At 58.4% G+C, this 7,502-nt stretch carries 7 protein-coding genes and 1 riboswitch; of the genes, 6 read left to right on the top strand and 1 reads right to left on the bottom strand.

The annotated features are described in order from the left end of the window. Window positions 1–41: 41 nt before the first annotated feature. Window positions 42–172: riboswitch (molybdenum cofactor riboswitch) on the bottom strand. A gap of 12 nt (window positions 173–184) precedes the next feature. Beyond that, on the bottom strand, window positions 185–667 hold the full coding sequence (gene moaC, locus ACO6BQ_RS11475; RefSeq protein ID WP_489121073.1) for a cyclic pyranopterin monophosphate synthase MoaC: 483 nt from the start codon (window positions 665–667) through the stop codon (window positions 185–187). Window positions 668–973: 306 nt separating this feature from the next. Between moaC and ACO6BQ_RS11470 the strand changes: the two genes are divergently transcribed. From ACO6BQ_RS11470 to ACO6BQ_RS11445, 6 genes are all read left to right on the top strand, one after another. Then, window positions 974–2,002 carry a molybdopterin-binding protein gene (locus ACO6BQ_RS11470; RefSeq protein WP_489121071.1) on the top strand — a complete coding sequence of 343 codons (1,029 nt, stop codon included), beginning with the start codon at window positions 974–976 and terminating at the stop codon, window positions 2,000–2,002. 107 nt (window positions 2,003–2,109) lie between these two features. Further along, a complete protein-coding gene (locus tag ACO6BQ_RS11465; RefSeq protein WP_489121068.1) occupies window positions 2,110–3,315 on the top strand; it encodes a molybdopterin molybdotransferase MoeA in 1,206 nt (401 codons plus the stop codon). A gap of 216 nt (window positions 3,316–3,531) precedes the next feature. Continuing rightward, window positions 3,532–4,527, top strand: coding sequence for a GTP 3',8-cyclase MoaA (gene moaA / locus ACO6BQ_RS11460; RefSeq protein ID WP_489121066.1), 996 nt, complete (start codon window positions 3,532–3,534; stop codon window positions 4,525–4,527). A 1-nt stretch (window position 4,528) separates the two neighbouring features. Beyond that, window positions 4,529–5,452 carry a molybdenum cofactor synthesis domain-containing protein gene (locus ACO6BQ_RS11455; RefSeq protein ID WP_489121064.1) on the top strand — a complete coding sequence of 308 codons (924 nt, stop codon included), beginning with the start codon at window positions 4,529–4,531 and terminating at the stop codon, window positions 5,450–5,452. After that, the gene (mobB, locus tag ACO6BQ_RS11450; RefSeq protein ID WP_489121062.1) at window positions 5,449–6,582 is read left to right on the top strand and encodes a molybdopterin-guanine dinucleotide biosynthesis protein B; all 1,134 of its coding nucleotides are present in this window, start codon (window positions 5,449–5,451) and stop codon (window positions 6,580–6,582) included. Before ACO6BQ_RS11455 ends, mobB begins: the two co-directional genes overlap by 4 nt. 33 nt (window positions 6,583–6,615) lie before the next feature. Continuing rightward, on the top strand, window positions 6,616–7,413 hold the full coding sequence (locus ACO6BQ_RS11445) for a formate dehydrogenase accessory sulfurtransferase FdhD (RefSeq protein ID WP_489121060.1): 798 nt from the start codon (window positions 6,616–6,618) through the stop codon (window positions 7,411–7,413). Window positions 7,414–7,502: the final 89 nt, after the last annotated feature.

Here is a 7,502-nt window from a genome sequence, read left to right as displayed (position 1 = left end):
TCACTCTGTGACCTGTTTTCGTGTGCCTTTATTTACCGGCTGTACTTTCAACCTTCTCCTTTACGAAATAGAGTAGGCACGACCGTTTCCAAGTCGCACCCCGTGACGAAATCCGTCAGGCAAGGAGTCGTAGGTTTCCCCTTAGACGATCCTTGCTCGGAGTTGGTTGAGGGAAATCCCTCCGTCAGCGCACGAATGTGCCGCTCTTGCCGCCGGACTTGCGCTCAAGGCGGATGTCCGTGATCTCCATGCGCTTGTCGAGTGCCTTGCACATATCGTAGATGGTGAGCAGTGCGACGCTCACAGCGTGCAGCGCCTCCATCTCGACCCCCGTCTCGCCCGTGACCTTCACCGTCGCCGTCGCATGTACGGCGCAGCGCGGAATCTCCTCGAGCTTGAAGTCCAGCGTGCATTTGGCAAGCGGCAGCGGATGGCAGAGCGGGATCGTGTCCGACGTGCGCTTTGCCGCCATGATGCCCGCGATGCGTGCGACACCGAGCACATCGCCCTTCGCTGCCGTGCCGCCCGCGATGGCGGCGTATACATCATCGCTGACATAGATGCACCCGCTCGCGACAGCCTCGCGATGCGTCTTCTCCTTGCCGCTGACATCCACCATGACGGCTGCGCCGCCTTCATCGAAATGCGTCAGTCCCATATTCGGCATATTTTCCCCCCTTTCTGATTGAATATGTCCATCATAGCGTAACTTATGTTGAAAATCAATCGTTTCACCTCATGTTCCTCTAAAAGTAGCGGGGATAGAAGACGGAAAAAATTTTTCTCATTTACGAAAAACCATAGAGAAAATTTATTTTGTGTGTTATAATCAATAAGAAGAATGTATAAATGAGAATGGTTTTTAAGAAGAGGATTAGTCTGGAAGAAACTGTTCGAATCAACATAAACTGTGTATTGTATATGGCGTGCTTGTGGAGCATTCACGCAAACCGGCGGAGCAGGGAGAAAAGCTATGCGGGAGGTTCGTGTTCAGGACGCAGTGGGGATGATCCTCTGCCACGATATCACGGAGATTGTGCGCGGTGCACGCAAGGGAGCGCGGTTCCGCAAGGGCGATGTGATCCGTGTGGAGGATGTCGAGGTGCTGCTGCGGCTCGGTAAGGAGCATATCTACGTCTGGGAAGATGACGAAAATATGCTGCACGAGAACGATGCGGCGGCGATCCTGCGTGATCTCTGTCAAAGTGAATACATGACGGCGAGCGAGCCGAAGGAAGGCAAGATCGAGCTGACATCGACGGTCGCGGGCGTGTTCGAGGTGAATGAGGATGCGCTCGATGCGGTGAACGACATCACGGATGTGATGATTGCGACGATCGCGCAGCACTTCCCCGTAAAGGAAGGCACGAAGCTCGCGGGGATGCGCGTCATTCCGCTCGTCATTGCAAAGGATATTATGGAAAAGGTGCGCAAAACGGCGGGCACGGAGCCCCTGCTGCGCATTTTGCCATACAGAAAAATGAAGGTCGGCGTTGTGACAACGGGCTCTGAGGTCTTTCACGGGCGCATCAAGGATACGTTTACGCCGGTCATCGACAGCAAGCTGCGGGCATTTGGGCTGCGGGTGGATGAACACCGCCTTTCGGACGACGGGACGGAGCACACGCGCGCGGCGATTGAGGAGCTGCTTGACTGCGGCATGGATATGGTGCTCTGCACGGGCGGCATGAGCGTCGATCCTGATGATCGTACGCCCGCCGCGATTCGCGCGACGGGGGCGCGCATTGTGACCTACGGTGCGCCTGTGCTGCCGGGGGCGATGTTCCTGCTTGCCTACTATGAGAAGGATGGACGGCAGGTGCCGATCATGGGGCTGCCGGGCTGCGTGATGTACTCGCCCGCAACGATCTTTGACATCATCCTCCCACGCGTGGTAGCGGGCAGCGAGTGGACGCGCCGCGAGATCACGCATCTTGGCATCGGCGGGCTCTGCATGGAGTGTAAGGTCTGCCACTATCCCGTGTGCCCGTTTGGGAAGTGAGGAGACGGGCTCTCCACAAACAGGGCGTTTTGTGACATTTTGCACAGACAAATGCGGAAAAAACTTGTATAAAAGAGATGTATATAAAATAGGGAGAAACTATCATCATGCAGGACATCGAACTCGAACAGGCAATAGAGATACTGCTCGCGCATGCTTCGTCCGTCACGGAGACGGAGGATGTTCCCCTGCTCGATGCCGTGGGGCGTGTTGCGGCGGAGGAACTGTGTGCGGGGTTCGACAACCCGCCGTTTGACCGTTCGCCGCTCGACGGCTATACGTTTGCGGCGGCGAGCACGCGCATGGCGACGGCGGAGAGTCCCGTTACGCTGCGTGTGATTGGCGAGGAGTGCGCAGGGGCTTTCTTTGACGGTACGGTCGGTGTGGGCGAATGCGTCCGCATCATGACGGGCGGTGCGATTCCGAAGGGCTGCGACTGCGTGGTGCGGCAGGAGGATGTGCGTGAGGATGGGGACACGATCTGCCTTCCGTTCACCTCCGAGTCGTACGAGAACTACTGCTATGCGGGCGAGGATATCAAGAAGGGGACGGTTCTCCTGCGTCGGGGACAGCGCGTTCGTGCGGCACACTTAGCGGTGCTTGCAAGTGAGGGCTATGGAACGGTGTGTGTCTATCGGCGGGTACGCATCGCGGTGGCGAGCACGGGCGATGAGCTGCTTCAGCCCGGAGAGCCGCTCCGCCCCGGCAAGATCTACAACAGTAATCTCTATCTCCTCGCAGGGCGACTGAAGGAGCTCGGCGCGGAGGTGACGGTGCTCGGGTCTGTGCCCGATGATATTGACAAAGCGGCAGAGGTCATCGCCTCTTATGCGGATGTGGTGGATGTGTTCCTGACCTCGGGCGGTGTGTCCGTGGGCAAAAAGGACATCATGCACGGTGTTGTGCCTGCGCTTGGCGCAGAGCGTCTCTTCTGGCGCGTCTGCATGAAGCCGGGTGCGCCCGCGATCGCGTATACGCGGGGGAAGATGCTCGGCATCGCACTCTCGGGGAATCCGTTCGCGGCGTTTGCGACGTTCGAGCTGATGGCAAAGCCCGCACTGCTGCGGCTTGCGGGACAGACGGAGGTGCTGCCTGCGCGGCGGCGTGCCGTGCTCGCGGATGCGTTCCCGAAGGAATGTCTCGGGCGGCGCTTCCTCCGCGCACGGATGGAGCCGGACGGGCGCGTCGCACTGCCCGATCAGCATGAGTCCGGGTCACTCTTTTCGGCGGCGGGCTGCGATGCGTTCGTGGATGTGCCGGCGGGGACAAAGCCGCTGGCGGCAGGGACAGAGGTAGAGGTTGTGATTCTCTGATGACTTCCCACGCGAACGCTTAGTTACGCAAACGGTCGCATGCTCGTCCGCCTAAATACCTGCGGACTTCTTAAACGCGCTTCGCTTGAACGAAAGAAATCCGCAGGGGGCGGGTCGCACGCTTTCCTCCGTTTGCTCCACTAGGGTTCGTTTAGGGAAATCATCACACCCTCGTCACATAGTTGGATAGAGGATTATAGATAGAAGAAGGCTATTATGCAGGATCAGTTTCAGCGGAAAATTGAATATCTGCGCATTTCGGTGACGGACTGCTGCAATCTGCGGTGCCGCTACTGTATGCCCGCGCACGGCGTGAAAAAGCTGCGCCATGCGGATATCCTTTCCTATGAGGAGATTCTGCGCGATGTGCGTGCGCTCGCACAGATGGGCATTCGCAAGGTGCGCCTGACGGGCGGTGAGCCGCTTGTGCGCCGCGACATCGTACATCTCGTACGTGGGCTGAAGGAGACACCGGGCATTGAGACGGTTGCCATCACGACGAACGGTGTGCTGCTCGGCGAGATGATGGATGAATTGCTCGATGCGGGGCTTGACGCAGTGAACCTCAGCCTCGACACGCTCGACGGCGGCAAGTTCTTCTCCATCACGCGGCGGCCAATGTTCGGTGCGGTGATGGAGGCTCTGGAGCGTCTGACGCGGGAGGCACGCATCGAGGTCAAGATGAACTGCGTGCCGATTGCAGGCATCAACGACGATGAGATCACGACACTCGCGGCGATTGCACGCGACTATCCGATTAAAATGCGCTTCATCGAGCTCATGCCGATTGGCTGTGCCCGCACGGAGGGCTATCGCGGCGTGCCCATGGACGAGGTGCGGGCGCGGCTCAAGTCTGCGTTCGGCGCACTGCTCCCTGTTGGGGAGGCGGCGCATGAGGGAGCTGTTCCAACAGGACCCGCCGCTTATGTAAAACCTGCGGGATTTGCGGGTGCACTCGGTTTTATTGATGCGATGGAGCACAAATTCTGTGCGACGTGCAACCGTGTGCGTCTGACGGCAGAGGGCTTTTTGAAACTCTGTCTCTACAGCAACGCGGGACTGGATACGCGTGCACTCCTGCGCGGTGGAGCGACGGATGTACAGCTGACGGATGCAATCGCACATGCGGTCTGGAAAAAGCCGGAGGAACACTATTTCGAGATGGACACAGAGACGCGTGACCGACGCGCCATGTATCAGGTGGGGGGTTAATATGGGAGAGATCCGAGCACTCTGCATCAGCGAGAAGCGTGGAACGCAGAAGCACGCGTTGGATCGCGTGTTCTTCATGACGGAGTTCGGCATCGACGGCGATGCCCATGCGGGCGACTGGCACCGTCAGGTGAGCCTTCTCGGTCTTGGTGAGATCGACGATTTCCGCGCACGCGGCGCAGATGTGGACTTTGGTGCATTTGGAGAGAATGTCGTTGCCGAGGGATTCCGATTCAAGGAGCTGCCCGTCGGCACGCGTCTGCGCGTCGGGGATGTCTTCCTTGAGATCACGCAGATCGGCAAGGAGTGTCACAGCCACTGCCAGATCTACCATCAGGTCGGCGACTGCATCATGCCGCGCGAGGGCGTTTTTGCACGCGTGCTCCACGGCGGATGGGTAACGTTCGGGGATAAAATGGAGATCACGACGGAGAAAATTCCGCTCGATGCCGCCGTCATTACGGCGAGTGATAAGGGAGCACGTGGCGAACGCGAAGATGCGAGCGGTGCGGCGATTCGGGAGATGCTGACGGAGGCGGGGTATCATGTCGCGGGCTTCAACATCGTCCCCGATGAGAAGGAGGAACTGAAGCGCGAGATGGAGCTCTGGGCACAGCGCGGCGTGGGGCTTGTCCTCACGACGGGCGGCACGGGTTTCTCTATGCGGGATGTCACACCTGAGGCGACGCGTGAGGTCATCGAGCGCGAGACCCCAGGCATCCCCGAGGCAATGCGAGCGCTCTCCATGCAGGTGACGCCGCGCGCCATGCTCACGCGTGCAGCGGCGGGCATCAAAAAGCGCACGCTGATTGTCAACCTGCCGGGCAGTGAAAAAGCGGTGCGCGAGTGCCTAGGTTTCATCCTGCCGCAGCTGCAGCATGGCATTGAGATCCTGCGCGGCGACACGGGCGAGTGCGCACGATGAATCTTAAGGACGTTACACTCATTGTCGCGGCAGGCGGCAAGAGTACACGCATGGGGCGGGACAAGCGCTTCCTGACGTTGGATGGTGAATCGCTGCTTGCACGCACGCTCCGCAAGGGACGCGCGGCGGGCTTCCGCAGCATTGTCCTCGCAGCAGAGGGGGCGCAGGAAGAGCTCACGACACTTGCCGCAGAGTTTGGCGCACTCCTCGTCACGGATGAAATCCCCGCGCAGGGACCTGCGGCGGCGATTGCAGCAGACCTTGCGGCAGCGGAGACGGAGTGGTCGCTCGTCCTCTCGGGTGATATGCCCTTTTATGACTTTGAACTCGTGCGTGCACTCCTTTCGGCGGCAGAGGGCGATACGCAGGTTGTTCTACCAACCCTCAGTGGGTATTGGCAGCCGCTTGCGGCACTCTACCGACGGGCTGCGGGCGCAGTATTTGCAGCAGCAATCGCACGCGGTGACCGCAAGCTCGGCATCATCCTTAGGGAACTCGCCGTGCGAGAAGTTCCGCTCACGGTGGATGCAGGGCTGCTGTTCAACGTGAACACGCCTGCCGCATATCGGCTTGCATGCGGTCGCTTGGCGAACGAGCAGCGGACAAAGCCGATCCTCTCGGTCGCCGCACCCGCTTCGGGTACGGGCAAGACGACATTTATTGAAAAACTCGTCCCGCTCCTGCGGGAGCGCGGCGTGCGAACGGCAGTCATCAAGAGCGACAGCCATGGGTTCAACCTCGACACGGAGGGCAAAGATACGGCGCGCTTTATGACGGCGGGGGCAGAAGCCGTTGCGGTCAGCTCCCCTGACGGATATTTTATTCAACAGCGGGCGAATTGTCGGAAAGATTTTCAGAATCTTATTGCACAGATGGACAGCGATAGTTTGGATTTATATATTACAGAGAGCCGTTCACGCGGTGTCCTGCCTACGTTACTCCTCGACCGTGGTTTGGGGGTGCCGGAAATCGACGAACGCATTGTCGCTTATTTTGCAAAGGGGCGCAGCATTGATACAGATGTCCTGAAGTTTGACCTCGACGATATGGATACCGCCGTGCGCCTTGCGCTCTTCCTGATGGGACGGCCGCTCTACGGTGCAGACGGTGATATGTTTTTGACCATGTAGGACTCACGCAGAAGCCGTATAGAAAGAAGTACAATGGAAATTCAGCGCAGTGACTTTATCGATGTTCCCGTAACGTGCTATGTATCGGAGGTGAATGCGTTCGCCCCCGATCATAAATATACGTCCGAGGAGGTCTTCTTTGATATTGATCTCAACGGGGAGAATTTCACCACAGCGTTCTGCTCGCCTGTCGACTTCGAGGATCTTGTTGTTGGTATGCTTGCCCAGATGGGGCAAATCCGAAGTGTCGATGATATTACCGAGCTGACGCTGGATGCAGAGCATCTCTGCGCATCCGTCACGACGACGGCTGCGGCGCAGCGTTGGGCAGAGGAGGCCGTCAAGACCCCCCGCTATTTCTCGGCACGCCGCATTCTGAAGCTGCACCCCGAGGAGATCTTCGAGCGACCGCGCGCTGTGCGCTTTCGCGCAGCGGATATTCTTGCGACGGCGGATGAGCTGCTCGCAGGTCTCTCGAAAACCCATGATCGCACGAATGGCGTCCACAGCGGCGTCCTCTTCGATCAAGCAAATGCGAAAATTCTTGTCTACCGCGAGGATGTCGGCCGTCATAATGTCTTTGACAAGCTCTATGGCTGGGCGCTCCGAAATCGTGTGGAGATTACCGATAAAATCATTGTCTTTAGCGGACGCTGTTCCTCTGAGATGATGCTGAAGCTTGGGCGTATGGGCATATCCACGGTTGCGGCGAAGTCCGTGCCGACGACGCTCTCGCTCGAACTCGCGCGCAAACTTGGCATCACCCTCTGCGCACGCATGGCTCCCGGATCGTTCTGTGTCTATACGAATCCGGAGCGCATTGTACTTTAGGTGAAAACAGGGGAGCTCCCCGTTTTTCATAGATGTAAGGAATCGCTGATAAAATGAAGTCCGTCAGATTGGCGTAGATTTTTTCGTCC

This window comes from Centipeda sp. (in: firmicutes) (genome assembly GCF_057271695.1).
The sequence above is the reverse complement of the archived record's forward strand: the minus strand, read 5'-3'. Positions and strand labels throughout refer to the sequence as shown.

What these genes read in the sequence shown, in the direction of transcription:
- moaC (WP_489121073.1), bottom strand. Translation starts at nt 667, where the DNA reads ATGCCGAATATGGGACTGACGCATTTCGATGAAGGCGGCGCAGCCGTC.
- ACO6BQ_RS11470 (WP_489121071.1), top strand. Translation starts at nt 974, where the DNA reads ATGCGGGAGGTTCGTGTTCAGGACGCAGTGGGGATGATCCTCTGCCAC.
- ACO6BQ_RS11465 (WP_489121068.1), top strand. Translation starts at nt 2,110, where the DNA reads ATGCAGGACATCGAACTCGAACAGGCAATAGAGATACTGCTCGCGCAT.
- moaA (WP_489121066.1), top strand. Translation starts at nt 3,532, where the DNA reads ATGCAGGATCAGTTTCAGCGGAAAATTGAATATCTGCGCATTTCGGTG.
- ACO6BQ_RS11455 (WP_489121064.1), top strand. Translation starts at nt 4,529, where the DNA reads ATGGGAGAGATCCGAGCACTCTGCATCAGCGAGAAGCGTGGAACGCAG.
- mobB (WP_489121062.1), top strand. Translation starts at nt 5,449, where the DNA reads ATGAATCTTAAGGACGTTACACTCATTGTCGCGGCAGGCGGCAAGAGT.
- ACO6BQ_RS11445 (WP_489121060.1), top strand. Translation starts at nt 6,616, where the DNA reads ATGGAAATTCAGCGCAGTGACTTTATCGATGTTCCCGTAACGTGCTAT.